This is a genomic window from Streptomyces sp. NPDC021749, assembly GCF_040640655.1.
Classification (GTDB): Bacteria; Actinomycetota; Actinomycetes; order Streptomycetales; family Streptomycetaceae; genus Streptomyces.
In genome coordinates, this window is the sequence record NZ_JBFACE010000097.1 from 1 (window position 1) to 3,102 (window position 3,102).

General features: G+C 71.4%; 1 protein-coding gene. It reads right to left on the minus strand.

Features of this window, described 5'->3' with window-relative positions:
* A partial coding sequence (locus AB0G35_RS37190; protein ID WP_360959203.1) for a type I polyketide synthase occupies window positions 1–2,753 on the minus strand: 2,753 nt, incomplete at its 3' end.
* Between the last annotated feature and the right edge of the window lie 349 nt (window positions 2,754–3,102).

Below are 3,102 nucleotides of genomic sequence, written 5' to 3' on the forward strand. Positions count from 1 at the left end.
ACCCGATGACCGTTGCGCAACGCGTCCGACAGTCGCTCCACCAGCAGCACACCGGCACCCTCAGCCCAAGCAGTACCGTCGGCGCCCTCCGCGAACGCCTTGCACCGCCCGTCCGAGGCCAGCCCACGCTGCCGGGAGAACTCCACGAACACCGTTGGCGTCGCCATCACCGTCACACCACCGGCCAACGCCATATCGCACTCACCCCGGCGCAGCGACTGCACCGCCAGATGCAGCGCCACCAGCGACGACGAACACGCGGTATCCACCGTGAGCGCCGGCCCCTCCAAACCCAAGGAGTAAGCAACCCGGCCGGAGACCACGCTTCCGAGGTTTCCGGTGAGCACATGACCGCCGTAGGTTTCGGCCGCGTCCCCCAACTGGGCGGCGTAGTCCTGCTGGGAGATGCCGGTGAAGACTCCGGTGCGGGTACCGCGCAGCGCAGCCGGCACCATCCCGGCCCGCTCCAACGCCTCCCACGACGTCTCCAGCAACAACCGCTGCTGCGGATCCATCGCCGCCGCCTCACGCGGCGAAACACCGAAGAACTCCGCATCGAACTCGGCCGCCTCGTGCAGAAAACCCCCCTCCCGCACATAGCTCTTCCCCGGCACGCCCGGCTCCGGGTCGTAGAGTCCCTCAAGGTCCCAGCCCCGGTTGGCAGGCAACGGGGAGAGCGCATGCCCGCCTCCGGCCACCAGGCCCCACAGGTCCTCCGGCGACGCCACCCCACCCGGGTAACGACAGGCCATCCCCACGATCGCAATCGGCTCGCGGTCGTCGGCCGAGGCCCGGGTGTGGGTGTTCGCGGCGAGCGGTGCTTCGTTGTCGGCACCGAACAGTTCGTCGTGCAGATGGTCGGCCAGGGCGTTCGGGCTCGGATAGTCGAACAGCAGGGTGCTCGGCAGGTTCAGCCCGGTGGCGGCGGTCAGACGATTACGCAGTTCGAGCACGGTGAGGGAGTCGAACCCGGCGGCCCGGAACGCGGTCTCCGGATCGACCGCGGCAGCCGAACCGTGCCGCAGGATCTCGGCGGCCTCGGAGCGCACCAGGTCGAGCAGTGCCCGCCGCCGTTCCGGCGAGGAGGGGCCGGCGGAGAGCCAGGGGAAGTCCTCGTCCGCTCCGTCTCCGCTCCCGCCAATGCCGCCGTGACGCGGCCGCTCTTCCGCCGCGTGCGCGGAACGGCCCTGGGCTGCCTGGGCGGAACGCGCGGAGCGGGCGGCCGGAACACCGTCGAAGAGCGCCCAGGTGCGTCGGGTGACGGAACGCGCGACGAACGTGCGCCAGTCCACATCGGCGACGATCAAAGAGGTCTCGGCGGTCACAGACGCCTCGTCGGCGCGGACCACCTCGTCCAGCACGTTGAGTGCACGCTCGGGATCCAGAGCCTCGATGCCGTCCCGCTGGAAGGCCTCCGAGCCTGCGCCGGCCGCCATTCCGGCGCCGGCCCACGGGCCCCAGGCAATCGAGGTGGCACGCTGTCCCCTCGCCTGGCGCCGGTGCGCCAGGGCATCGAGCGCGGCGTTGGCCGCCGCATAACCGCCCTGCCCGCCGTTGCCCCACACCCCGACGATGGAGGAGAAGAGGACAAAGGTGTCCAGTGGGATGCCTGCGGTGAGCTCGTCCAGGTGGCGGGCCGCGGTGACCTTGGCGCGCAGTACGGCGTCGAGCCGGTCGGGGGTGAGCGCGTCGAGCACGCCGTCGTCGAGCACACCTGCCGCGTGCAGTACGGCGGTGAGGGGTCGGTCCTCGGGAATGCTCGCGAGCAGCTCGGCGAGCGCGTCGCGGTCGGCGGCGTCACACGCCGTCACGGTCACTTCGGTGCCGTGCGCTGTCAGTTCCTCGACCAGTTCGCCCGTACCAGGGCCGTCCGGTCCGCGGCGGCTGACCAGGAGCAGATGCGGAGCGCCCGCTCGGGCGAGCCTGCGGGCCACCTGTGCGCCGAGGACCCCGGTGCCGCCGGTGATCAGTACGGTGCCGGAGGGGTGCCAGTTCCCCGGCGCGGTTCCATCGGCTCCACCGAGTCCATCGGACGGGTCGGACCGATCGTCCTGCGCGGCCTGCGCGGTCTGCGCGATGAGGGCAGGGGCGGGTGCTGGGACCACCCGGCGGACGTACACGCCGGAGGGCCGCACCGCGATCTGGTTGTCTTCACCTTCTGCGAGCAGCGCCCCGACGAACGCGCGGAGCGCAGCGGGCGACGGGTTCTTTGGCAGGTCCACCAGGCCGCCCCAGCGCTGGAACAGTTCGAGGGCGGCGACCTGCCCGAGCCCCCAGAGCTGCGCTCCGGCGAGGGACGGTTCCTCGCCCGGCTGGGTGGCCACCGCGTCACGCGTGGCGATCCACAGTGGGGCGTCGGGCCCTGCCTCGCCCAGGGCCTGGATCAGCGCGACGGCATCGGCCGTGTCGGGCTCGGCCGGGGCGAGCCACAGGACGTGCGTGCTGCGTGCGGCGCCGTCACCGGAGGCTCGTAGCAGGTCTGCAACCGTCTCGCGGTCGGTGCCGACTGGCAGGATCGCGGTGCGTACCTCGGCACCGCACACGCCGAGTTCGCGGGTGATCGCGGCGGCAAGTCCGGATTCGGTGGCGTCGTCGTCCGAGGCGAGGAGCAGCACGCGACCCGCCGAGCGGGAGGTGCCGCGGTCCATGGCGGCGGCCTGCCAGGTGATGCGGTAGCGGAGCCCGGACGTTTCCGGGGCCGTCCCATCAGTGGCCGTCGATGCGGCCTCGGCCTCGGCCGAACTGACGGACACGGTAGTGAGCGTCCTGGCAGGGGCGGGGTCCAGCCAGTACCGGGCGCGCTGGAAGGGGTACGTGGGCAGGTCGATGGGTTGTGCGCCGCTCTTCCGGAGCGGCGTGGCCCAGTCGACCTCAGTGCCCCGAACACAGAGCGTGGCGAGTGCGGTGGTGAAGGTCTGCGATGCCGGCCTGTCACGCCGCAGGACAGGCACGAACGCCACATCAGCACCGTCTGAATCCTCTGCATCGAGGCACTGGCCGGCCATCGCCGTCAAAACAGCATGAGGACCGATCTCCAAGAACGTATCCGCCCCGAGCGTGCGGGCAGCTCGTATCCCGTCGGCGAAACGCACCGCTTCCCGC